The sequence below is a fragment of the Pseudoalteromonas peptidolytica genome (assembly GCF_012641745.1).
Lineage (GTDB): Bacteria > Pseudomonadota > Gammaproteobacteria > Enterobacterales > Alteromonadaceae > Pseudoalteromonas > Pseudoalteromonas peptidolytica.
The window spans coordinates 1-23,468 of sequence record NZ_WEHZ01000050.1 but is presented as its reverse complement, the minus strand read 5'-3'; the positions used below and the strand labels follow the sequence as shown (position 1 = coordinate 23,468).

Annotated in this window: 17 protein-coding genes and 1 tRNA gene; 8 read left to right on the top strand and 10 right to left on the bottom strand. The window is 43.4% G+C overall.

Annotation, left to right across the window (positions count from 1 at the left end; all coding sequences use genetic code 11):
• The first annotated feature begins 224 nt into the window (after nt 1–224).
• The gene (gene mtnN, locus F9Y84_RS20820) at nt 225–932 is read left to right on the top strand and encodes a 5'-methylthioadenosine/S-adenosylhomocysteine nucleosidase (RefSeq protein WP_125251562.1); all 708 of its coding nucleotides are present in this window, start codon (nt 225–227) and stop codon (nt 930–932) included.
• Nucleotides 932–1,888: a cobalamin biosynthesis protein CobD/CbiB gene (locus F9Y84_RS20815; protein ID WP_147390412.1), complete on the top strand. Its 957-nt coding sequence runs from the start codon at nt 932–934 to the stop codon at nt 1,886–1,888. The genes mtnN and F9Y84_RS20815 overlap by 1 nt, the downstream gene beginning before the upstream one ends.
• A 69-nt stretch (nt 1,889–1,957) precedes the next feature.
• On the opposite strand, the gene tyrS is transcribed toward F9Y84_RS20815, so the two are convergent.
• Nucleotides 1,958–3,157 (bottom strand): tyrosine--tRNA ligase, encoded by a 1,200-nt coding sequence (tyrS, locus tag F9Y84_RS20810; RefSeq protein WP_147390413.1) that lies wholly within the window; start codon nt 3,155–3,157, stop codon nt 1,958–1,960.
• A 151-nt stretch (nt 3,158–3,308) separates the two neighbouring features.
• On the opposite strand from tyrS, the gene F9Y84_RS20805 reads away from it, so the two are divergent.
• Nucleotides 3,309–4,649, top strand: coding sequence for a peptidoglycan DD-metalloendopeptidase family protein (locus tag F9Y84_RS20805; RefSeq protein WP_147390414.1), 1,341 nt, complete (start codon nt 3,309–3,311; stop codon nt 4,647–4,649).
• Between the two features lie 109 nt (nt 4,650–4,758).
• On the opposite strand, the gene F9Y84_RS20800 is transcribed toward F9Y84_RS20805, so the two are convergent.
• A complete protein-coding gene (locus F9Y84_RS20800; RefSeq protein ID WP_147390415.1) occupies nt 4,759–6,072 on the bottom strand; it encodes a M20 metallopeptidase family protein in 1,314 nt (437 codons plus the stop codon).
• A 127-nt stretch (nt 6,073–6,199) separates the two neighbouring features.
• On the opposite strand from F9Y84_RS20800, the gene F9Y84_RS20795 reads away from it, so the two are divergent.
• A complete protein-coding gene (locus F9Y84_RS20795) occupies nt 6,200–7,411 on the top strand; it encodes a cyclic di-GMP phosphodiesterase (protein WP_147390416.1) in 1,212 nt (403 codons plus the stop codon).
• Between the two features lie 2 nt (nt 7,412–7,413).
• Here F9Y84_RS20795 and F9Y84_RS20790 read toward each other — a convergent pair whose 3' ends face one another.
• Both F9Y84_RS20790 and F9Y84_RS20785 read right to left on the bottom strand, forming a co-directional pair.
• Complete coding sequence (locus F9Y84_RS20790) at nt 7,414–8,391, bottom strand: general secretion pathway protein GspB (protein ID WP_147390417.1); 978 nt, start codon at nt 8,389–8,391, stop codon at nt 7,414–7,416.
• An 8-nt stretch (nt 8,392–8,399) separates the two neighbouring features.
• Nucleotides 8,400–9,314, bottom strand: coding sequence for an ExeA family protein (locus F9Y84_RS20785; protein ID WP_125253242.1), 915 nt, complete (start codon nt 9,312–9,314; stop codon nt 8,400–8,402).
• A gap of 90 nt (nt 9,315–9,404) precedes the next feature.
• On the opposite strand from F9Y84_RS20785, the gene F9Y84_RS20780 reads away from it, so the two are divergent.
• The 3 genes from F9Y84_RS20780 (at nt 9,405) to F9Y84_RS20770 (ending at nt 16,736) form a co-directional block, all read left to right on the top strand.
• Nucleotides 9,405–10,505, top strand: a complete 1,101-nt coding sequence (locus tag F9Y84_RS20780; protein WP_147390418.1) for a tRNA nucleotidyltransferase/poly(A) polymerase-related protein — start codon at nt 9,405–9,407, stop codon at nt 10,503–10,505.
• Between the two features lie 463 nt (nt 10,506–10,968).
• Nucleotides 10,969–13,896 carry a TonB-dependent receptor domain-containing protein gene (locus tag F9Y84_RS20775; protein ID WP_147390419.1) on the top strand — a complete coding sequence of 976 codons (2,928 nt, stop codon included), beginning with the start codon at nt 10,969–10,971 and terminating at the stop codon, nt 13,894–13,896.
• A gap of 167 nt (nt 13,897–14,063) precedes the next feature.
• Nucleotides 14,064–16,736, top strand: coding sequence for an ATP-binding protein (locus tag F9Y84_RS20770; protein ID WP_147390420.1), 2,673 nt, complete (start codon nt 14,064–14,066; stop codon nt 16,734–16,736).
• Here F9Y84_RS20770 and rimI read toward each other — a convergent pair.
• The 5 genes from rimI to guaB all read right to left on the bottom strand — a co-directional run bounded on the left by rimI (nt 16,733) and on the right by guaB (nt 20,911).
• Nucleotides 16,733–17,185, bottom strand: coding sequence for a ribosomal protein S18-alanine N-acetyltransferase (gene rimI / locus F9Y84_RS20765; protein ID WP_125253246.1), 453 nt, complete (start codon nt 17,183–17,185; stop codon nt 16,733–16,735). The genes F9Y84_RS20770 and rimI overlap by 4 nt on opposite strands.
• Nucleotides 17,175–17,471 carry a hypothetical protein gene (locus F9Y84_RS20760; RefSeq protein ID WP_125253247.1) on the bottom strand — a complete coding sequence of 99 codons (297 nt, stop codon included), beginning with the start codon at nt 17,469–17,471 and terminating at the stop codon, nt 17,175–17,177. The genes rimI and F9Y84_RS20760 overlap by 11 nt, the downstream gene beginning before the upstream one ends.
• A 64-nt stretch (nt 17,472–17,535) precedes the next feature.
• Nucleotides 17,536–17,612, bottom strand: a tRNA-Trp gene (locus tag F9Y84_RS20755).
• Nucleotides 17,613–17,761: 149 nt separating this feature from the next.
• On the bottom strand, nt 17,762–19,336 hold the full coding sequence (guaA, locus tag F9Y84_RS20750) for a glutamine-hydrolyzing GMP synthase (protein ID WP_088529796.1): 1,575 nt from the start codon (nt 19,334–19,336) through the stop codon (nt 17,762–17,764).
• A gap of 105 nt (nt 19,337–19,441) precedes the next feature.
• On the bottom strand, nt 19,442–20,911 hold the full coding sequence (gene guaB, locus F9Y84_RS20745; protein ID WP_125253248.1) for an IMP dehydrogenase: 1,470 nt from the start codon (nt 20,909–20,911) through the stop codon (nt 19,442–19,444).
• A 131-nt stretch (nt 20,912–21,042) separates the two neighbouring features.
• Between guaB and xseA the strand changes: the two genes are divergently transcribed.
• On the top strand, nt 21,043–22,380 hold the full coding sequence (xseA, locus tag F9Y84_RS20740; RefSeq protein WP_147390421.1) for an exodeoxyribonuclease VII large subunit: 1,338 nt from the start codon (nt 21,043–21,045) through the stop codon (nt 22,378–22,380).
• 49 nt (nt 22,381–22,429) lie between these two features.
• Here the strand turns inward: xseA and cysE are convergent, their stop codons facing one another.
• On the bottom strand, nt 22,430–23,251 hold the full coding sequence (cysE, locus tag F9Y84_RS20735) for a serine O-acetyltransferase (protein WP_125253250.1): 822 nt from the start codon (nt 23,249–23,251) through the stop codon (nt 22,430–22,432).
• Nucleotides 23,252–23,468: the final 217 nt, after the last annotated feature.

The window sequence follows — 23,468 nt, the reverse complement described above, 5'->3', positions numbered from 1 at the left end:
GCTAAGACTATTTAAACTGCCACCTAGAAGAGAAGATAGGCAGTATCCAAGAGCGATAAAGCCTAAGCCATCAAAGTACCCATATAAAAAAAGAAATGCCAGTCAGCTTAACTGACTGGCATTGGGCACTAGCCCGTTTTTTGTTTTACCTATCTTCCCCCCTTTCGTATAATAAAAATAACGTTGAAATTGGGGTTTCCCCACTACAAATTAGGAATCTTTTCATGAAAGTAGGCATTATTGGCGCAATGGAGCAAGAAGTTACCATTTTGCGTAACACTATGGAAAACCCGCAAACATTGACCAAAGGTGGCTTTACTTTTTATACCGGTAAACTGGCAGGACACGATGTGACGCTGGTACAGTCAGGTATTGGTAAAGTAGCAGCAACGGTTGCAACAACTCTGCTTATCGATAACTTTACACCAGATTGCGTAATTAATACGGGATCGGCTGGGGGCTTTGAACCCTCACTCAACGTAGGGGATGTTGTCATTTCAAGCGAAGTTCGCCACCATGACGTTGACGTAACGGCATTCGGTTACGAAATAGGCCAAGTACCACAAATGCCTGCTGCTTTCACTTCACATGCTAAGCTAGTTGAAGCTGCGAAGCAGAGCGTTAGTGAACTTGAAGGTATTCAAACTATGGTTGGCCTTATCTGTACTGGTGACTCATTTATGTGCGATCCTGTTCGTATTGATAAAGCTCGTGCAGACTTCCCAACGATGCTTGCTGTAGAAATGGAAGGGGCAGCTATTGCACAGGCTTGTCATTCTTTAGATACACCATTTGTAGTGATCCGCTCGTTATCGGATATAGCCGGCAAAGAATCACCGCAGTCATTCGAAGAATATTTAGAAGTCGCTTCTGTGAACTCTTCAAAAATGGTGATGGCACTACTTACCAAGCTAGATAAGGTTACGCTTTAGTGCTAGAGAACTTGCTTCAGGTCCATGAGGGCCTGATCATTTTTTTAGTTGCTGTTTTTGCCAGCCTCGGGATCAGGCTATCCACCGTTTATCATCCAAACCTTATTCTCAGCCTTATTTTTAAAGCCATTGCCGAAAGAGTTTATCGCCCCAAAGCGGCTTCTAGTTATCAACTATTATCAGGCACACTGGGATTCTTCCTCCCTATATTAACCATCACCGTATTAACTTATGCGATTATTAGCTTTGCTTTTTATCCTAATTGGCTCGGTGGGCTGGTGTTGTTTTTATGCTTAGATATTAGCCATGAAAGCCGTGCTAAGCGTATTTCCGCGCTGATAAAATCAAAGCAAAAAGTAACCGCAAGAGCGGTGTTGCAAGGAATGGTAGCAAGAGATGTCGAGAAACTAACAGAGCTTGGTATTTGTAAAGCCGTCATAGATAGCACCGCATTAAATACCCTGCGCCATTTTTTTGTTGTTGCACTGCTTTATCTAATTGCAGGCCCATACGTCACACTTTTTTATAAGCTGCTTTTGCTATGTGATCATGCTTGGCGTCAAATCATGCAGCCGACAAACCGCTTTATGGCAAATCTTAGCCGCGCAATATGGCTGATTGAATTTGTGCCTATCCGATTATTAGTTGTCTGCTTTTCGTTGTTGCTCAGGCCAAAACAAACTTGGCACTACATTAAATACTATGGTCGCCACTTTAATCAAACAAACTCAGGTTGGGCACTGAGCTTTTTTGCGGCAAATTTACAAACTCAGCTTGCGGGGCCACGCTTTTATTTTGGTGCTCGCGTTGAGGTAATGCGCATAGGTGCCAAATCGCAACCGACAGCTGATCATATTCAGCACCTACTCGGACTGCTCAATCAAATGCGCTGGCTATTTATTGCGACGACGACACTGCTATACGTAATGACTAACTTTGCCAGCTTGATGCTGTAGAGCTAAAAACAAATACAAAAAAGGCCAGTAATATACTGACCTTTTCTCTTCGCAAATGGATAAACTATTTTAGTTCACAGTTACTTTAGCAAACTTACGCTTACCAACTTGGTAGATCTCGCAAGAACCTTTAGCAACTTCTAATTTCGTATCCGTTATTTTGTCTTCACCGTTTAACTTCACCGCGCCTTGCTTAATCATACGCATCGCCTCTGACGTACTTGCGACTAACCCAGCCTCTTTCAGTAAGTTAGTGATAAACGTGCTTTCACCTTCGATAGTTACGGTGACTTCAGGGATCTCATCAGGTAAGGCATTTTTTTGGAAACGCTTGATAAAATCTTGATGTGCCGCTTCAGCGTCAGCTTCACTGTGGAATCGAGCAATCATTTCTTTTGCAAATTCAATTTTAATGTCACGAGGGTTACGGCCGCCCATCACTTCTTCTTTAAGTGCAGCGATATCATCCAATGTTTTCGCACTTAGCAATTCGTAGTAACGCCACATCAAGTCATCAGAAATCGACATTACCTTACCAAACATATCATTTGGCGCATCCGTAATACCGATGTAATTACCCAATGACTTCGACATTTTCTGAACGCCATCAGTCCCTTCCAATAACGGCATCATGAGTACTGTTTGTGGCTTTTGACCTTCATCTTTTTGTAACTCACGACCCATAAGTAGATTGAAGCGCTGATCAGTGCCGCCAAGCTCAACATCTGCTTCTAGCGCAACAGAATCCCAACCTTGTACCAGTGGATACAAAAACTCATGAATTGCGATTGCTTGACCATTTGCATAACGCTTTTTGAAGTCATCACGTTCAAGCATACGAGCAACTGTTTGACGCGCAGCTAGTTTGATCATACCCGCGGTACCCAACTTCTCCATCCATTCAGAGTTGAATGCTACCGTGGTTTTCGCAGGGTCAAGGATCTTGAATACCTGCTCTTTGTAAGTTTCTGCATTAGCCAATACATCTTCGCGTGTTAGTGGTTTTCGAGTGACATTTTTGCCAGTTGGGTCGCCAATCATCCCCGTAAAATCACCAATCAAGAAAATAACCTCATGACCTAAGTCTTGAAAGGTTTTCATTTTATTAATTAGCACTGTGTGACCCAAGTGCAAATCAGGTGCCGTTGGATCGAAACCTGCTTTGATACGCAGTTTTTTACCTGACTTCAACTTTTCCTTTAATTCATCTTGTAGCAGAATTTCTTCTGCACCACGGCTAATCTCTGCAAATGCAGTTTCTAAATCCACAATTCTCACTCCAACAGCTATAACTTGTAATCGACCGATTCTAGCCTATATTTATCCGAGTTTAAATGCACAAAACGCTGGTATTACGGGTTTATTACGTATATCCTGCAATATTATCAACAATAATTCTTGACAGCAGAAAAGGCGCATTATGGTTCACGTGGTTCATAAGCTCCCCAAAAAGCACAAAGTGCTCATCATCGGCTTCCTATCTGCGATGGTCGGAATTGCCCTGATCCCTTCTGAAAAAGCAACCGCTTCTAAAGATAATGACGAAAAAGCCTTAGAAGTTGGAAAACGTTATGAGTTACCGGTAAAAATATCTGAAAAAACAGAGCAACTTACTGAATTAGATGCAGCACCAGCCGTCGCACCTGAATCTGTATCTCAACAGCCTGAATTTGAATTTAAAGATCACAAAGTAAAGACTGGTGACAGTCTCGCTGTTATTTTTAAACGTGCTGGTTATTCGGCTCAAACGTTACATAATCTGGTCAATACCAACGCCGAAACTCGAAAGCTGACTAAAATACACCCAGGTGAAGTGCTTAGCTTTGCCAGCAATGAAAGTGGTGAATTAGCTCAATTAAAATACATTTTATCTAAAACTGATACCTTGCTGGTTACGCTAAACGGCGAAGGTAGCTACGAAACAAAAATCGAAAGCAAGGAAATTGAAACACGCGAAAAATCAGCGGGTGGTAAAATCAATTCTAGTTTTTGGAGCGCGGGTATCTCAGCGGGGCTTAGCGAACGCCAGATAATGAACTTCGCTGATATTTTTGGTTGGGATGTCGATTTTGCAAACGACATTCGTAAGGGCGATTCTTTCGCTCTGGTATTTGAAAAACACTATGTGGATGGTGAAGAGATCGGTAATGGTAAAATAATTGCCGCGGAGTTTATCAATCAGGGCGAACGCTACAGTGCTGTTCGCCATACTGATGACGAATTCTATACCGCTGAAGGGCGCAGCATGAAAAAAGCCTTCTTAAGAGCGCCTGTAAACTTCAAGTACATTAGCTCGAGCTTCAATCCTCGCCGCCTCCACCCTGTAACAGGCAGAGTATCTTCTCATAATGGCATAGACTACGCTGCACGTGTTGGTACACCGGTTGTCTCAGCGGGTAACGGTAAGGTACTAAAGTCTGGTTATAACAGACTCAATGGTAACTACGTATTCATTCAACACGGTAGTAAATACGTAACAAAATACCTCCACCTGAATAAGCGCGCAGTAAAAACAGGTCAGAAAGTAAAGCAAGGCCAAAAAATTGGTACTGTAGGCGCAACAGGACGAGTCACCGGACCACATTTACATTATGAATTCTTGGTAAATGGTGTTCACCGTAATCCTAGGACTGTGAAATTACCAAAATCAGAGCCTCTCCCGCAAGTTGAGCTAGCTAAATTCAAGCCTGTAGCTGAAATGATGTTAGCCAAGCTTGAACGTAATCGAGAGCTAATGCTTGCAGCGACAAGCAACGACTAACTACAGCTTGTTCTCTAGCAGCTGTTATCCCTTGCTACAGTGTTTAAGTTGTTTGCAATAGACCAAAAAAGGTAGCTAAGGCTACCTTTTTAGTATGCAGGAAGCAGTTTTATTTTTGCGAAAACAAAGCCAGTGCACTATTGGTCATTGCCCGAACGCCTGTGGCAATGGCGATAGGATAGTCTGGAGCAAATTTACTAGAGTGCAAAGAAGGTAAAGGCTCACCACTTTTTTGCGCAGCATCGAATACCGCTTGATTCACACCGCCTAGCCAAAAAATGGTGATGGGTATATTCTTATCTGTACGGCCAAACAATCCAAAGTCCTCGCCTGCCATTACCGGCTGAGATAAATCGACATTTTCTGCACCAATTTCCTGCTTAATCGCCGCCGTCACAAATTTCGCTAACTCCGGGTTATTATACGTAGACGGAATACTTTCGCTGTCATGTACAATCACTTCAGGTAACAATTCGTCAGTTAAACCAGCGCTGTGAGCCACACCAGCCGTAAGACGTTTTATTGCAGCTATTTGCTGGTTACGAACATCTGGATTATAAGAGCGTAATGTAAGCTGTAACTTAACTTCATTTGAAATGATATTATGTTTGGCACCACCGTGAATAGAGCCTACTGTGATCACAGAAGGCTCTAGAGGAGATACTTCCCGAGAGGTAATGGTTTGCAAACCCAGTACAATGCGAGAAGCTAACACAATAGGATCCACTGTTGTATGCGGATAGGCACCATGCCCTCCTTTTCCTTTAACAATAATGTCAACCGAGTCCACATTTGCTAATGCGTATCCTGGTGCAATGGCCACTTTGCCCGCGGCAAGACTGGCACTCACATGCAATGCTAAGACATGATCTGGAGTGGCAAAATCATCATATAAGCCTGCTTTTAACATGGCTTTTGCTCCGCCTCCGACCTCTTCTGCGGGCTGAGCGACTAACATCAGCGTCCCTTGCCACTTATCTCTATTGAGCATGAGCTGCTGCGCTGTGCCTATCAAGCTTGTCATATGAATATCATGGCCACAGCCATGCATCACCCCAACCGTTTGACCAGCCTCATCTTTTACTTTTATTTTTGATGCGTATGCTTTTCCAGTCTCTTCAACTATTGGCAAAGCATCGGTGTCAGCTCGTATCATTACCGTTGGCCCTTCACCGTTACTCAATAAACCAACAACCCCAAAACCACCGATATTTTCTGTCACATCAAAGCCTAAGGCACGCATCTCTTTAGCAAGGCGGTACGCTGTTTTTTCTTCTTTGTAAGACAGCTCTGGGTGTTGATGCAAATGCAAATATAAGGATTCAAGTGTCGGCATTGCCTCAGCAACTTGCTGCTTTAAGCTAGCATCAGCATGCCAAGACAACATCGTCATAAGACTCAAAGCCAGAGTGGATAAGCGCATAAAGTAAGCTCCATATTGTTTTTTTAAGGATGCGATTTTGCTGGGCGAAAATCAATCATATTTATCTTTTTCTCTTCCTATTTGGATAAGTTTTGCTACCTTTAAAGAGTAGACCATAGGAATCACCATGCCAGAGATAAATATTAATATCAATGAGTTAGAGCCAGGCATGTTTGTTGTCGACGTGACTAAACAGACAGGCTCTGTGGCAATCAAAACAAAAGGTTGGGTGAAAACCCAAACCAGCATTGATAAACTGCAAAGAAGTGGCGTTTTGGAAGTGTCTGTTGATCCCAGTAAACGACTAAGTGACCATGCGCCTCATGACGAACCTGCACAAGATAACCGTATTATCGCTCCTCAAGTATGTTCACATGATCCTTGGCATACAAAATGTAGCGTTGAAGCTGAAATGAAACAAGCTGTGAAATTGTATGACGAAGCCAAAGCGATACAAAGCAAAGCATTTGAAGATATCAGAGCAGGAAGGGCGATTGAAGTAGACGCCTTCAAAGCAACTGCCAATCACTTTATCGATTCAGTGTTCCGTAATCAGGATGCCTTAGCGTGTATTGCTCGGATCAGGGAGAAAGATGCGTATCTGTTAGAGCACTCTATAAACGTTTCTATTTTGATGGCTATATTTTGTAAGCATTTGGGATACTCTCGTTCACAAACCGAAGAAATGACAACTGGTGCCCTTTTGCATGATATTGGAAAAATTGAAGTGCCAGATGAAATATTAAACAAGCCAGATAAGCTGAGTTTGGATGAATATCACATCATGAAATCTCACGCAAAGTACAGCTTTGACATCCTACTTAACGCAGGGTTTGGCAAAATCGCCTGCGAAATTGCAGGGTATCACCATGAACGCTTGGACGGCTCGGGATACCCATACGGTAAAGCCGCTGATGAATTGCCTCAACATGTTAGAATGGCAGCCATCATAGATGTGTATGATGCCTTGACTGCTGAACGAGTTTATAAGGAAGGGATGACCCCTATCCGCGCTTTTAAATTGATGCGAGAAGGATGCCCACACCACTTTGACGAGGTTTTACTCAACCGTTTCATAGGTTGTGTTGGTGTGTACCCTGTTGGTACTTTAGTTAAGCTAACCAGTGGTAAAGTTGGGGTTATTGCTCAAAGTAACCCTAATGCTCCTTTAAAGCCTACTGTTAAGGTGTTCTATCATGCTAAGTACATGCATTACATCGAAGTACAGGATATCGACTTAAATGCCAAAAAAGTCAGTGATGAGTTAGAGTCGGCCGTCAAACCAGAAGAATTTAAACTTGATCTCATCAGGTTTTTTCGACACTCAATGCTGCCTTAACGCTAAGGCAGCCAATCTTCCATCGCCTCCAAGCTAAACTCGATACCATCGAAATCAAAGCGAGTTTGCTCTGGGGTTATTTCCAAAACGGTCAACGCCCCCAAACTATCTCCCTCATAAAGCGGCCTGTTATTTATTTTAATCCACCTTTCTTGTACGTCAGTCGCATAAATATGCGCTTGATAACGAAGGCTTGGAATACTATTTTGCAATTGTGTGGGCAATAAGCTTATGGGGGTCACTGATGCAGATTCTTTGGTTGTCGACAGCACAGCAGCTTCATCCCGAAGCTCAGTCTCTTTGACAGCCTGTGCGAACGCTTTTTTGAGCTCTTCAGACACACCTGCTAAGTCAGCGCTTTGCGCCTTGGGGTCTGAGCCGAATACTCGATAACCTGCATATTCGCCTTCAATTTGTATCTCACCTGGGGCGTCGTCTTGCCTGACAGTTTCAAGAGCTTTGGGTTGAACTATTTGCGGTGCAGCTGTTAGCGCATCTACAGGGACTAGTTGCTGCTGATATACCGGTTGGCCTTGATTATCGACGCCAATTTGCACTGACACCCACTGAAAATGCTTATCAGAAGTTATGCTTGGAGAAACTTGAGTAGGGGCTGGCGCGACCTCAGCCGAGGCTGCGTCTGCGACCACGTCTAAAGCAACCTCAGTACGATTAACTTGTATCGTATCACTGTCTTGTGCTTGCTCTGCTAACACTGGTTTATCTGACAACGTAGCCATGTTGTTGGTTTGTGGCTGAGCGTTGCTAGAAGCAATATTCTCTGGCATGTTTGCACTATTGGTTATCTGACCAACAAAGTAGCCCGCACCAAGTGACGCTAATGATAAAAGACTAAACCCAGCGTATGTGACAAGGCGCTTATACAACATCAGCTGCGCTCCTTGTTTTTGGTTTAAATAATCTTGCTCGACATCGCTGCCTTGTTGCGATTGCTTCATTGCGCTCGTTAAATAAGACATACTTCCCTCTATACCAATTTTGCCAAACCAAAACCTGCAACAAACAACATACCTAACCATGCTGTAAACAATAACGGGGCTCGGTTGGTTACTTTATCCGTTGATGGCACTAGGTTAGTTGGCAATGCTTCTTTTGCGGCTTGAATTGTAATTGCTTTGGTGACTTGAGTTTGTGAAGCGGAGTAAGCACCTAACAGGCACCTATCAGCTAATAAATTAATCAGCCTTGGGATCCCCGCTGTTACTTGGTGCATATAGGCAACCGCATCGTGGTGAAATAACGCCTGTTGACATCCTGCTTTTTGCAAGCGGTGCTGAATATAAGCAAACACTTGAGACTCGGTTAATGGCAGTAGATGATAACGAGCCGTGATCCGCTGTGCCAACTGCCTTAATTCATTACGTTGTAGTAACTGCTGCAATTCAGGCTGACCAACAAGTACAATCTGTAATAGCTTTTTGTGGTCAGTTTCTAGATTTGTTAATAACCTAAGCTGCTCGAGTACTTCTGGTGCAAGGTGCTGAGCTTCGTCGATAATCAGCATAGTATGACCACCGCTTTGATGGTTTTGTAGCAATCTGTGCTTGATGACATCTGTCAGTGACTTTAAGGTCGCATTATTTGCTTCATACTCAATATCAAGTTCATCACAAATAGTAGCCAGCAGTTCAAGTTCTGATAATGAAGGGTTCAAAATGAAAGCCACTTGCGTAGACTCAGGTAGCTGGGCAAGCATACTGCGGGTAACGGTCGTTTTGCCTGTTCCTACCTCCCCAGTTAACAGTACAAATCCACCGGCATCGCCCAACCCATAAGTTAAATGGGCAAGTGCTTCCTTGTGACGTTCGCTCAAAAATAAAAATTCAGGATTTGGTGCGATCGAGAATGGTTTTTCTGTTAACCCAAAATAGCGTAAATACACGACTTGTCTCTTTATTGTTATGATGGTGTCTATAATGGCAAAATCCGATTCAAGATAAAACCTCGAATCACAGAAAATGGTGTATAACAAATGAAAACCTACCTTGTTGGTGGTGCGGTCAGAGATGAGTTGCTTGGTCGACCAATAAAAGAAAGAGATTACGTTGTTGTTGGTAGCACTATCGCTGAAATGAATAAGCTGGGATACCAACAAGTTGGGAGTGACTTTCCCGTATTCTTACACCCTGTCTCAAAAGATGAACATGCACTCGCACGAACCGAGCGAAAAAGTGGACAAGGTTACACTGGATTTATATGTGACTTTGGCCCGCAAACTACCTTGGAAGAAGACTTGCTCCGTCGTGACCTTACGGTCAATGCTATCGCAAAAGATACAGATGGTACACTTATCGACCCATTTGGCGGCCAGCAAGATATCACAAACAGAGTTTTGCGCCATGTTAGTGCGGCATTTAGCGAAGATCCTTTACGAGTGCTACGTGTTGCTCGGTTTGCAGCTAGATATCAAGATTATGGCTTCACCATTGCTGATGAGACGTGGCAACTTATGAAGCGTATGGTAATAGAAGGCGAGTTACAGACCTTAACCAAAGAGCGGATTTGGCTAGAAATAGAAAAAACGTTAGATGACCGTGGGTTTGGCCACTTTTTATCCACCATTGCAACATTGGGGGCGTTAGCTAATGTTGCGCCTTATATACCAAAATGGAACAACTCGATACACGAGCAATATCAGGCAGCGCTTACACAATTCAAGGGTGACAAAACACAAGATCAGTTGGCGCAATTTTGTCTTGCTCTGCACTTTTCAGGAACTAGCATTGCGCAATTAGCCGATGCAAAGTCGCTTAAAGTACCCAATATCTATATTGAAAGCACCAAAGAGCTAATCCTAAATCTCCCCAAAATCGAGAAAAAAAATAAAAAATCTGATGACTGGCTAGAAATTTTACAAAATTTAGATGCTTGGCGTAGACCGGAGAAACTAACACGCTTTTGTTATATTTGTAGCAAGGTAAGTGATAATTTACAGGCGCTTTGTGACAAACTTAGATTGAATTTTTTAGCAACTAGCAACATAGATGTGCAACAGATCATCCACGAAGGGTATCAGGGTAAAGAGATTCAAGCGCAGCTTAAACAGCGCCGTTTAAAAGCTATACAAAATTAGTATGTACACATCAAGAGATAGGCTAAGTTTTAGCCTATCTGAAAAAGTTCCGTCAAAAATGCCCTCCCAAAAACTGTTTGGCTATTTTTAAAACAGCACGAATTACACTTGAGTTACAAATCAGACTACAAAACCGAGTAAATTCCCCCCAAAAACTTGTACCTTTTTCATCAAATTTAAATAAATTGTTTTCAAAATAATAATGACATTTGTAAGCACACACTTACCGTAAAAAAAGCATTACACATGAAAAACCTGTAACACAATGATTAATATAACAAAAACCAAAATAGGAACACTAAAATCACAGATTAAACCTTTTATAAACACCTGACACATACACACAAACCCCATGTTTAACAAATATTTATGGTAAAAACGCAGCACCTATATTGTGACATTGCCTCTTTGCAAATGAGAAAGAGTGCAGCGTTCGCTATAAACAAAGTAAATAAGGGTCAAAATGTTGAAGAAGTTAAATCTAGTTACTGCTAGCATCCAAACGGCACTGGTTGCCGGTGCACTAAGCAGTTCAGTAGCTGTTGCTAACGAGCAAACAGAAGCTAAATCTGTTGAGCGTATTCAAGTTACAGGTTCTCGTATTAAGCGTGTAAACCTGACTTCCCCAACTCCAGTTACTGTGATCGGTGGCGTAGAGCTTGAAAACCAAGGTATTACTAACGTAAACGATCTGCTAGCTGAGATGCCTCAAGCAACTGTTGGCTTGTCACCAGAAAATACAACCAGCTATATCTACGCATCAGGCTTAAACACGACTGACTTACGTGGTTTAGGTTCAGAGCGTACCCTAGTGCTTGTTAACGGTCGCCGTTTTGTACCGGGTTCTGTTGGTGATACTGCGGTAGATTTAAACAACATCCCTACTTCAATCATCGAGCGTGTTGAAATTGCAACGGGTGGCGCAGCTGCAGTATACGGTGCAGATGCCGTTGCCGGTGTAGTAAACATTATTACTAAAAAATCATTTGATGGCCTGGAGATCGATGTATCAACAGTTAAGCCAGAACAAAGCGGTGGTGAAGAGTACTTTTTCTCAATTACTGGTGGTCAAGAGCTAGACAAACTATCGTTCATTACCTCATTAAACTATACCAAGAATGAAAGTTACGCGAAAATGGACCGTGACTTCTTCAAACGCGGCATGAGATCTATCTCTAACCCAGCAAATACTGGCGGTAGTGATGGCGTTCCTGCGGATATTCAGTTTAATCACCCAACCGCGTTAGGTTACTACTCAGAGCGTGGTGACTTCTTTGCATGGACTGGTACAAAGACGCGTGAAGCGTTTGAAAACAATCACTACACCTTCGATGCTGATGGCACAATGCGTCCATTCGATTACGGTCTAGGTCTGATTGATGATCCTAATCCTCTTATCTCTGAGCGCGCTGCAGGCCGTTATACGTTTGACGAGGCTAACCCAGGTGATGCCGTATTCAGACACGGTTATAAAGACTACTTCCGCACACCACTTGAGCGTGTAATTGGTACTCTATACGGTACTTATGAACTAAACGATGAACATGCGCTTACGTTTGATGCAACTTATTCAAAAACCGAAGCAACGACAGAAAGTAGCCCTGCATTCTTCTCACACACTATTCGTCGTGACAGTGCATTTGTAAATGATGCTATGGGTAAGGTAATGGATGATGCTGGCCTTGATTCAGTCACACTTTACCAAGCCAACGAGCACTTGTGGGGTGATCGTGAATATAACCAAGAGCGTGAAGTATTCCGTTCGTCTATCGGTGCCGAAGGTATTATTAATGACGATTGGGGCTATAGCACGTACTTCCAGTTTGGTCGTATTGAGCAAGATACTTTATGGACTGGTGAAGTTTACAAAAATAACCTTGCTTACGCGATTGACTCTGTAGTAGATAGCTCAGGCCAAGTTGTATGTGCACTTCGCGATGCTGATGGCAACGTAACAGGCGCACGTGAAGGCTGTGTACCATTCAACCCAATGGGCGCAACAGGTACCACTCAGGCACAACTTGATTACATTTCAACAACAGCTACACGTTTTGCAAGACATGACCAAGCAGTATTTGGCGCAACGGTTGATGGTGTATTATTCGAGCTTCCAGCAGGTTACGTAAGCGCGGCATTCACAGCAGAACACCGTCGTGAAGTTGCAAAGATCCGTCCTTCTGAAAACATGGAAAAAGGCTTAATCAAAGGTAACTCTAGCCTACCAATGGATGGCGAAATTGAAGTGAAAGAATTCTCTGCTGAGATCTCAGTACCACTTCTTATGGATGAATTCCTTGCAACTGACCTAACTCTTGAAGGTGCATACCGTTACATGGATTACTCTGTAACAGGTGGCGATGATGCGTGGAAACTTGCATTAAACTGGGGTGTAACAGATGAACTTCGTATTCGCCTGAATCGCTCTAAGTCAGTACGTGCACCAAACTTAGGTGACCTATACACGCCTAACTCTAAAACATTTAGTTCAGGCCGTGCCGACGTCTGTCGCGCAGACTCAATCGCTGAACTTAGCAGTGATTACAAGTACAGAGATAACATCATCAATAACTGTCAAACAGCTGGCCTAGCTGCGGGCTGGATGCCTTCAGATGAATGGTTATCTGGCGGTAGCCTACCTGGTTATGTACAGGGTAATACTGACCTTGACAACGAAGTATCAAATGACTACACAGTTGGTGTAATTTACACACCAGAGTTCGTTGATGGTTTAGATCTCACGGTTGATTACTGGTCATTTGAAATTGACGGTGCAATTGAATACTTTGGACGTAACAGCGTTAAGCTATGTTACGAAGCATCTTCTTTAGACAATCCTTTCTGTGGTAACTTTGTGCGTAACAAAGAGACAGGTGAAATCGAAAACTACTATGCGCGTCCAATTAACGCCGCTCAGATCACGAAAAAAGGCATGGACTTTGAATCTGCATACAAGTTTGATGCACTCAACGGTGAATTCGCCCTTAAGTTAACTGCAACTTACTTAATTGAAGATAACCAGAACTCAACTGGCCGTGCAGAAGACTTCCGCAATTATATGGGTGAAACTGATGATGCACCACGTTGGAAAGGTCGTTTTAGCGCACTATACAGCCATGATGATTCAGCGTATGTAGTTACGGTTAACTACCGTCACAGCACAGTTGATGACAACGAGTGGACGCCAGAAGATAACAACTTCAATGACGTTTCATCATATACAACGGTAGACTTTATGTATAAAACTTACCTACTTGAAGCGCTACAACTACGTGTTGGTGTAAATAACGTATTCGATAGAGAGCCACCACGTACTCCTGAAACGTACGATAACGGTGAATTCTTTGATGTGAAAGGCCGTCGTCTATCACTGGGTATGAAATATAACTTCTAATCAGTCGTTATTTATACTGTAAAAGCCTCCAACTGGAGGCTTTTGTCTTTTATCGTATTTTCAAGCGATTTAAACAAACTTGAGTATTCACCTCTCCCCGCTTATGATTTAATACTCCTAACAAATTTTCTGACGATAACATTGTGTGGCAGGGCAGCTAAGTATCCATGAAAACAAGCAAGTTAAGTATTCGACTCCTTTGGTATATCACCCCGTTGGTGATCTTACCCTTGCTATTTCTTGGTGGGTTCACTCTCACAAACGTCACCAGTTCAACGCAACAACAAGCAAAGCTTATTGTTAGTCGCTTCGTCGAGCAACAACAACAAAAGATGTTCAATTATATTGAGATCTATCAATCTACAACCAAGCTGCTTTCAACCTCTCCTGTACTCAGCGACTTTTTAAATTCAAGCCACCTTGAAAGGATGGAAAAAACCAAACGCTTGGGGGCATTGATGGATGTTTTTGCCAGTTACAGTGAAGCGTATCCCGATATCATCAGCATAAACTTGTTGGCTCCCAGCGGTCAAAGTGCCGCGTTTTATTCTAGCAACTTGGGGGAAGCGCCTCATGCTTATCCTTTCGCAAAACAAATCTTACAAAGCAACTTGCGCCAGCATCAATTTATGGTGGCCTCAAGCGCTGGTACCCAACTGTACTTTGTCCAACAAGTTTATGGTGTTGACTACGAGTTAAAACAGCCGCGGCAACAAGGTTATATTGTTGTTCAAGTTTCTCCCACTTTACTCAGCACCAGTATTCTTGAAGCGCCGTATGATAATACCTTAAACTTACTAGTCGGTATTGACGGTGAAATATTATTTAGCTCCGACACCCACCTTATTGGTAGCTATTTAAGCGCAACGGAAATAAATGAAATCAGCAATATCGCAGATTTAGGTCGGCTAGACTCGATGCAAATCAGCAGCATCGATAACTCTGAACGAATGACTTATAGCGCTCAGCTAAGTGGCGGCTACTTTTATATCTCTACGATCCCCAAATCTTTACTGTACCGTTCTGGCAAAACGATTAGCCTTATCACTGCACTTATCGTCATCTTATCCGTTGTCACTTTACCAATATTAATTTTTATCGTTGTACGCAACTTACTACTCAACCCTATTGAATTACTTGGTGAAGCCAGTCACCGAGTTGGTGATGGTGATTTAATGGTCGCGCTGCCAGAACACAACTCTGATGAAGTAGGTATTTTGTTTAAAGACTTCAATCACATGATTTATCAGATCCGTACCTTTCAGCGCGAATTAGAAGACTACAAAGAGCATCTAGAGGAAAAAGTTGAGAACCGTACCAAGGAGCTAGAAAAAACAAATAGCAAACTTGAAGCTGCCATTATTGAAGCCGAGCAAGCTAATCAGCTAAAAAGCCGATTTTTAGCTAATATGAGTCATGAAATACGCACGCCATTGACCGCCATCATGGGATTTACCGAGCAACTCATACAACACCCGGACTCTCCTACAGCAAAGCAGCATCTCAACACCATATTACGAAACTCCAAACACTTACTAGAGCTAATTAATAACATTTTAGACCTATCAAAAATAGAGGCTGAAAAACTGGATGTTGAGGAATCAGAAGTGCAACTGATGCCACTTATCAGTGATGTTGAATCTATTATTGAACCGATGACAAATGAAAAATTACTCAGCTTTTCAACAGAGTTTGCTCTGCCTCTTCCGGATAAGCTGTACACTGATATCACGCGCCTCAAACAAATTTTATTAAATATTGCCACTAATGCGGTAAAGTTTACGGAGTATGGTGGCGTGCATCTAAAAGTTGAGTTTGAGCCAACAGCAGAAAAGTTTATTTTCAGTATTAGAGATACTGGGATTGGCATGTCCCGTAGTGAACTAGAACGCGCTTTTAAGCCCTTTGAACAAGCAGATACCACCACAACCCGGCGCTTTGGTGGCACCGGTCTTGGGCTTTGTATCTCTAAAAACTTAGCGCAATTGCTCGGTGGTGATGTCCGTGTGCGTAGTCAACAAGGTAGTGGTAGCTTGTTTGCTATAGAAGTAGCCGGCAACTTTCATGGTAGAAGCTATGATTGGCTTGATGCGCTTGAACGCACTCAACCACAAGAGCTAGATAAGACCCAAGTGGCTGCGGTAAAAGAAATCGATGCAAAAGTCTTAGTTGCAGAGGATAACCCTGATAATCAAGAGTTAATTACCCTACTCCTGTCGAATTGGGGGATCATCCCTGATATCGCCAGTAATGGAGCTGAAGCGGTAGAAATGGCGCTTGTGGAGGACTACCAACTTATTTTAATGGACATGCAAATGCCTGTAATGGGAGGAGAAGAAGCTACACAGATGCTCCGACATGCCGCCTATGATGGCCCAATCATCGCCTTAACGGCTAACGTTATGAAGCATGATATTGATAATCACGTTGAGGCAGGATGTGATGCTACCCTTGGTAAACCAATAGATAAAGATCAGCTAGGTAAATTATTAATCCAGTACCTAGAAATTCAAAATGATAAAGCCTCTTCTTGGGATGCGTTACTACAAACAGAAAAGTTTTTACAGATCAGTCGTAACTATGTAGAAAAGCTCCCTGCACAGCTTACAGAGCTGCAAGCGCTCTACGATGAGCATGAATGGGAATCGTTAAGAGCCTTAGCTCATAGTATTAAGGGCAGTGCGGGCTGTTTTGGTTTTATGAATATTCATGAGGCGGCAGGAGAGCTTGAAAGCAGCCTAAAAAATGTTAAAAGCGGTGATCATCACTATTACTTGCTCAAGCTAACGGAAGCCATACGTTATACATTGCTAATGGATAAAGCCACCAGTAACGGTTAAAGGGTTAGCATTGGTAACGCCATTAATACAGCATCCTCACGACCATCTGTGCTTGGGTAGTAGTGCTTTCTCAACCCCATCTCAACAAAGCCAAAGTGTTGATATAGAGAAATCGCAGCAACATTCGATGCCCTCACCTCAAGGAAGATATTTTCGGCTTGTAATGCGTCAGCTCGCGCTAATAGCGCTTCCATCAACAATTTCGCATAACCACGACCTTGATGCTCGGGATGAATACAAATGTCCATTAAAGTGAGATCTGGTCCTGCTCGTTCAGCAATATAAAAACCAATCAATGTGCTCTCATTGGCAAGGCAAGCATTAAAGTAACGACCATGAAGACAAGACTGCATCGTCTTTTCAGTCCAAGGAAACGCGTGACAGGCGCGCTCAACCTGCATGATTTTCTCAAGCGGAAACTGTAATAACCCACCTTGCTCAATTTGCATTCTGTTGGTTCCAAATTAATTGCCACAATACACGCTTTTGTGCACTACTAAGCTGCGTGCTTGGCAGGCTCAGACACCCTTCAGTAAACTGAATATCCTCTCCCACAACCACTTCCACCGTAGCACCAACAGCAGTTTCAATATCTTGCAAAAGCCTTGCTGAGATTTTGAGCTGCTCTACACCTATTGAGGTATTTAGTTCAGACTGTTTAGCGTCTAAATGGGCAAATGCTGAATTTAACTTAAGTGGTACTATATCGAGAATATCTGCGTAAATTGGATTCATTGCTGTGCAGTTTACTTTTTAAATGGAGTTTACTTTGAAAAAATGCGAAGTGCAAAATAAGAAGTGGCAGGGGCGGCAGGACTCGAACCCGCAACCATCGGTTTTGGAGACCGCTGTTCTACCAATTGGAACTACGCCCCTGCAATGTCGACGCATTATAATGAGCTTTTTAAAAAGGTAAAGTGAAAAAACCACTTTTTTGGTTCAACTGCTTCTAAAATAAGCAAAAGGGCGAATATTTACTATATTCGCCCTTTCCTTTGGCTAAGTGTTAGCTCATTGTGGAAACATTATTCCCACTCGATTGTCGCTGGCGGCTTACCAGAAACATCGTAAACCACGCGAGAAATACCATCAATTTCGTTAATGATACGGTTTGAAACGTGGCCTAATAGCTCGTATGGTAAATGCGACCAACGTGCTGTCATAAAGTCGATAGTTTCAACACAACGTAGTGAGATCACCCAGTCGTATTTACGTGCATCACCCATCACGCCAACAGAGCGTACCGGTAGGAATACGGCGAATGCTTGAGACACTTTGTGATATAGATCTGCTTTATGTAGCTCTTCAATGAAGATAGCGTCAGCACGGCGCAGTAAGTCGCAGTATTCTTTCTTGATTTCGCCAAGTACACGAACACCAAGACCTGGACCTGGGAACGGGTGACGATAAAGCATGTCATAGGGTAGACCAAGCTCTAGGCCAATCTTGCGAACTTCATCTTTAAATAGTTCACGCAGTGGCTCAACCAGACCAAGCTCCATATCTTCAGGTAATCCACCGACATTGTGGTGAGATTTGATCACATGCGCTTTACCTGTTTTAGATGCTGCCGATTCGATAACATCAGGGTAAATCGTACCTTGTGCTAACCATTTCGCGTTTACGCGCTGGCTGGCTTGCTCATCGAATACTTCAATAAAGGTGTGGCCAATTGCTTTACGTTTGTCTTCAGGGTCATTTAAACCGTTAAGCGCGTTAAGGAAACGCTCTTCAGCTTCGACCTTGATGATGTTCAGACCAAACTTATCACCGAACATATCCATTACTTGCTGGCCTTCATTCAAACGCAGTAGGCCATTATCAACAAATACACAGGTTAGCTTGTCGCCAATTGCACGGTGAATAAGCATCGCAACCACTGATGAATCAACACCACCAGATAGACCGAGGATAACTTCGTCATCTCCTACTTTCTCTTTGATACGCTCAATTGCATCTTCAATGATTTGCTCAGGAGTCCATAACTTTTCACAACCACAGATATCAATTGCAAAACGCTCAAGTAAACGCAGACCTTGCTGAGTATGTGTCACCTCAGGGTGGAACTGTACACCGTAAAAACGCTTTTCTTCCCAAGACATTGCCGCATGTGGGCAAGTATCCGTTCTCGCTGAAGTTTTGAATGTATCTGGGATTTTAGCAACCTTATCGCCGTGGCTCATCCACACGTCTAGATAACCTGCACCATCTTCGATATGATCTTCAATCGCTTCAAATAGCTTACAGTCACCCACTTTCTCTACTTTTGCGTAGCCGAATTCTTTTTTATCTGAGCTATGTACTTGACCACCAAGCTGCATTGCCATGGTCTGCATACCATAACAGATACCCAGTACTGGCACGCCCGCCTCGAATACGTAATCTGGTGCTTTCGGGCTACCTTCTAGTGTCGTTGACTCTGGGCCGCCTGAAAGAATGATACCTTGCGGGTTAAACTCACGGATCTGCTCTTCTGTCACATCCCAAGCCCACAGCTCACAGTAAACACCAATTTCACGTACACGACGTGCGATTAACTGAGTGTATTGTGAACCAAAGTCTAAGATCAAAATTCGGGAATCGTGGATATCTTTGCTCATTGATAATCTCGTTAGTTAGGAACTAAACAGGATAAAGCCGCATTGCGTCTCTATCAAAAGTAATAAGGGCTAGCAACTTGCTAGCCCAGAAACACGCCTTAAGGCTTAACCCATACGGTAGTTAGGTGCCTCTTTGGTGATCTGCACGTCATGTACGTGAGATTCACCCATACCCGCAGAAGTAACACGTACAAACTGCGGCTTAGTATTTAATTCAGTGATGGTTGCACAACCTGTTAGACCCATTGCACTGCGAATACCACCGATTTGCTGATGGATAATCGTTGCGATTGGTCCTTTATAAGCAACACGACCTTCGATACCTTCTGGTACCAGTTTGTCTGCTTCATTTGATTTTTGGAAGTAACGGTCAGAAGACCCTTCTTTTTGGTTCATCGCACCCAAGCTACCCATACCGCGGTAAGACTTGTAGTAACGGCCTTGGTATAGTTCAACTTCGCCAGGAGATTCTTCTGTACCCGCTAGCATTGAACCCACCATTACACATGCAGCACCAGCAACTAGCGCTTTTACGATGTCACCAGAGAAACGGATACCACCATCAGCAATAACAGGAATGTCACGGCCTTTTAAGCCTTCAACTGCATCAGAGATAGCAGTAATTTGCGGCACACCACAACCAGTCACAATGCGCGTGGTACAGATTGAGCCCGGACCAATACCCACTTTGACAGCGTCAGCACCAGCATCAGCAAGCGCTATTGCACCTTCCGCTGTTGCTACGTTACCTGCAACGATTTGTAGCTCAGGGTAAGCTTCACGGGTTGCTTTAACACGGTCAATTACACCTTGAGAATGGCCGTGAGAAGTATCGATTAGTAGTACATCAACACCCGCTTCAACCAAAGCTGCGATACGCTCGTCAGTACCAGCGCCAACACCAACCGCAGCACCCACGCGAAGACGACCTTGCTCATCTTTACACGCGTTTGGTTTCTCTTGTGCTTTTTGGTAGTCCTTAACAGTGATCATGCCTTTTAGTGCAAATGCGTCATCAACCACAAGGATCTTTTCGATACGGTGTTCGTGCATTAGACCAAGGATCTCTTCGCGAGATGCCCCTTCTTTTACCGTAACTAAGTCATCTTTTTTCGTCATGACCGTTGAAACCGCTTTTTCAAGTTTAGTTTCAAAACGCATATCACGACTCGTCACGATGCCTTCAAGTTGATTGTTGGCACCAACGACAGGGAAACCTGAGAACCCTTTATCCTGAGCAAGCTCCATTGCTTCTGCAATTGTAAGATCAGAAGTTACTGTCACAGGGAAAGAGATAATACCCGCTTCATACGTTTTTACTTTACGTACGTTACGAGCTTGCTCTTCGATAGTCATGTTTTTGTGGATAAAACCAATACCACCTTCTTGTGCCAGAGCGATCGCTAAGCGTGCTTCTGTCACCGTATCCATTGAAGCGGAAACAAGCGGTAGATTTAATTCAATCCCACGAGTCAAACGCGTTTTCAGGTTTGCTGTGTGAGGAAGAACAGTTGAATGAGCTGGTACTAAAAGTACGTCGTCAAAGGTAAGGGCTTCTTTTGCAATTCTTAGCATGTTCGCGGCTTCTCTCAAGTGAACTGAGTATAAGGAATTGCGTGCGAATTTTATCAGCGTTCCTTATGCGAGTAAATAAAATTTAGCAAAAAATATGATAAAGTAACTGTGAATTTTTTATGGAGGCCAACATGGGATACCCCAATAATAATAAAACCTATTCTGTATCAAGACTTAACAGAGAAATACGCTCACTCTTAGAGCAAGGTTTTGCCTCTGTACAACTCACCGGAGAAATTTCAAACTTTGTTGCTCCGGCCTCAGGGCATTGGTATTTTTCTCTGAAAGATGAAAAAGCACAGATAAAAGCGGCCATGTGGAGAGGGAATAATCGCTATTGTAACCACCGCCCAAGCAACGGTCAGCAAGTAGTCGTGCAAGCAAGAGTCTCCGTCTATGAGCCTCGAGGTGATTACCAATTAATTGTTGAACAGCTCGCGGCTGCTGGTGAAGGACTGTTAAAACAGCAGTTTGATGCACTTAAAATGCAGCTTGCTGCACAGGGACTATTTTCAGCCAGTCACAAAAAGCCACTACCCAATATTATCAATCGCGTAGGTGTCATCACCTCTGCCACGGGTGCGGCCATTAAAGATATTTTAACGGTACTAAAACGCAGAGCGCCACAATTACAAGTTGTCATCTACCCAGCACTTGTACAAGGCGAGGAAGCCAAGCAACAAATTTGCAAACAAATTGCGCAAGCCAATGCAAGGCGCGAAGTCGATGTCTTGATAGTTGGCCGTGGTGGCGGCTCATTGGAAGACTTGTGGAGCTTTAACGAGGAATCCGTCGCACAAGCTATTTTTACCAGTTCACTCCCCATAATCAGTGCGGTAGGCCATGAAATAGATACGACAATTAGCGACTATGTTGCGGATGTAAGGGCACCGACCCCATCTGCAGCAGCTGAACTGGTAAGCCCTGACTCAGAAGCGCTTAAGCAGCGTGCTCTACAATTACTACAATACTTACAGCAAGCCTTTGATCGCCGACTTGAGCAAGCATCACAGCGATTAGCAAACTTCGAAGCGCGACTACAATTGCAGCACCCCAAAAATCAGCTGATGCAGCAAGCGCAGCGTATTGATGAATTAGAGCAGCGGTTGACCCGTGCGCAAAGTCACCTGCTGCGCCAAAAACAATCCCAGTATCATTTACTCCAGCACCGTTTCGATAGGCTGCATCCGGAACAAAAAATTACTCACTATAAACAAGTGGTGGACTCGTTGAGTGACAAGCTTTATTCCGCTATGGAGCAAAAGCTTAACCTGCAAAGGCATCGACTTGCCGTTAGTAGCGCCAAGCTTGATAGCGTCAGCCCATTAGCCGTGCTTGCTCGTGGTTACAGCATCGCTAAACAAGCCGATACTGTCATAAAATCAGTAAAAGATGTCGACCCAGATAAGCCAATTACCACTCAGTTGGCAGATGGTGAAGTGATATCGCTGGTAAAGAAAATTCAATAAGCAGTTAGCAAGATGGGGAAATAACTCCCCATCTTATCGTGTGATAACCTTACAACATTGCTGAGGTGATTGACTCATTTTCGAGCCGGTCTTCATCTTCAAGGAAATTCTGATTCATACTTTCAGCAGGACATGGGCAAGAGGGCTTGCCAACAACCTTGGCAGGAATACCCACCACCGTCGTATGTGGTGCTACCGGACTTAATACTACAGAGCCTGCGCCAATGCGGGCTCCCTCTCCCACTTCGATATTGCCAAGCACTTTGGCACCTGCACCAATCAGTACACCTGCACGGATTTTAGGGTGACGATCACCTTGTTCGTTCCCTGTACCCCCTAAGGTTACAGATTGAAGAATAGACACATTATCTTCAATAACCGCAGTTTCACCAATAACTATACCAGTCGCATGGTCAAACATAATACCATGACCGACTTTACAAGCAGGATGGATGTCAACACCGAATACTTCAGAAGTTCTGCTTTGGATAAAACGAGCAAGTTCTTTTCTGTCTTGGCGCCAGAGGCAGTATGCAAGTCGATGTGCTTGGATTGCATGAAAACCTTTCAAATTTAAAATTACGTTGAGATAACTATCGGCAGCAGGGTCACGATCTTTAACTGCTTTTATGTCATGCGCAACATGAGTCAACATGGTATCGCAGTGTACAAAGGCCTGATCGAACAACTCTCGGATAGTAAACGCAGATACGACGGCATCGGCAAGTTTATTTGCAACAATAAAACTTAACGCTGCGCCAAGACACTCATGGTTTAAAATACTCGAGTATACGTGGCTTGCCAGTAATGGCTCTCGCGCAACTAGCTCATTGGCTTCTTCGCGTAACTTGTTCCAGATCTCATGTCTCATGTAATGTACTTCCGATAATACTGATGCTTAATATAGTGTAACGCTTAGATTGATTCAGTGTCATGTATTATAAAAAATCAGGCTTCAAACACTCCCGAATTCAGATAATAAGTGCACCACTCATGGTTAATCGGTGAGGAGAGATCAACTGCCTGTTGGTGGTACTCTGTAATCGCCAAAAAACAAGAGTAGTTACCATGAGTTACAAGCAGTTGAT

Coding starts and splice junctions, on each gene's coding strand:
- mtnN (WP_125251562.1), top strand. CDS start 225: ATGAAAGTAGGCATTATTGGCGCAATGGAGCAAGAAGTTACCATTTTG.
- F9Y84_RS20805 (WP_147390414.1), top strand. CDS start 3,309: ATGGTTCACGTGGTTCATAAGCTCCCCAAAAAGCACAAAGTGCTCATC.
- F9Y84_RS20800 (WP_147390415.1), bottom strand. CDS start 6,072: ATGCGCTTATCCACTCTGGCTTTGAGTCTTATGACGATGTTGTCTTGG.
- F9Y84_RS20795 (WP_147390416.1), top strand. CDS start 6,200: ATGCCAGAGATAAATATTAATATCAATGAGTTAGAGCCAGGCATGTTT.
- F9Y84_RS20790 (WP_147390417.1), bottom strand. CDS start 8,391: ATGTCTTATTTAACGAGCGCAATGAAGCAATCGCAACAAGGCAGCGAT.
- F9Y84_RS20780 (WP_147390418.1), top strand. CDS start 9,405: ATGAAAACCTACCTTGTTGGTGGTGCGGTCAGAGATGAGTTGCTTGGT.
- F9Y84_RS20775 (WP_147390419.1), top strand. CDS start 10,969: ATGTTGAAGAAGTTAAATCTAGTTACTGCTAGCATCCAAACGGCACTG.
- F9Y84_RS20770 (WP_147390420.1), top strand. CDS start 14,064: ATGAAAACAAGCAAGTTAAGTATTCGACTCCTTTGGTATATCACCCCG.
- rimI (WP_125253246.1), bottom strand. CDS start 17,185: ATGCAAATTGAGCAAGGTGGGTTATTACAGTTTCCGCTTGAGAAAATC.
- F9Y84_RS20760 (WP_125253247.1), bottom strand. CDS start 17,471: ATGAATCCAATTTACGCAGATATTCTCGATATAGTACCACTTAAGTTA.
- guaA (WP_088529796.1), bottom strand. CDS start 19,336: ATGAGCAAAGATATCCACGATTCCCGAATTTTGATCTTAGACTTTGGT.
- guaB (WP_125253248.1), bottom strand. CDS start 20,911: ATGCTAAGAATTGCAAAAGAAGCCCTTACCTTTGACGACGTACTTTTA.
- xseA (WP_147390421.1), top strand. CDS start 21,043: ATGGGATACCCCAATAATAATAAAACCTATTCTGTATCAAGACTTAAC.
- cysE (WP_125253250.1), bottom strand. CDS start 23,251: ATGAGACATGAGATCTGGAACAAGTTACGCGAAGAAGCCAATGAGCTA.